1 protein-coding gene is annotated in these 612 nt (G+C 60.1%); it reads left to right on the plus strand.

Annotated elements, in window-relative coordinates; translation table 11 throughout:
• The coding region (locus IAE33_RS24370) for an immunoglobulin-like domain-containing protein (RefSeq protein WP_328804923.1) at nucleotides 1-612 on the plus strand (612 nt) is incomplete at both ends.

Genomic DNA, 612 nt, shown 5'->3' on the forward strand with positions numbered 1-612 from the left:
GGCATCAAGTCTGCAGTGGACATCGACGGTCGCACCTTCGAAAACCTGCAGATGGGCGGCGATGTATCGGTAAAAGTCACCGACACCATCGACGAAGTGGTGGCAAAACTCACCGCCAGCGACTCGGTCAGCGAAGGCGGCCAGATCACCTATACCGTGACGCTGACCAACAAAGACGGCTTGCCGATCAACAACCACGCCGAGCTGTACTTCCACTTGAAAGATGGCACCACCGTCGTGGTACCCGCCAACGGCACTGTGGGTTCAGCAACCGCGACTGCACCGGATAACGTCTATATCGGCGCCAACCCACCTGTCCAGAACGCAATCGTGTCGGTCAGTGGTGCCGATGCCTGGAAGTTCGAACAACTGACGTTGGACAAAACGCCAGTCAGCACTGCCGTGACCGACGAGCCAGGCTCGGGCACTCCAGGCTCGGGCAACCAAGGCGACCTGGTTCAGGTGAACATCGTTGCCGACCAGGCGTCGGTGAACGAGGCCACGGCGCCGACCTTCACCCTGACCCTGAACCGTGCACTGGACAAGGACCTCACCGTCACCCTGAGCAACAACGCCACCGTTGTGTTCAAGGCGGGCGAGACGACCAAGTCC

Origin of the sequence: Pseudomonas sp. S60, assembly GCF_016647865.1 — a bacterium.
GTDB classification, from domain to species: Bacteria; Pseudomonadota; Gammaproteobacteria; order Pseudomonadales; family Pseudomonadaceae; genus Aquipseudomonas; species Aquipseudomonas parafulva.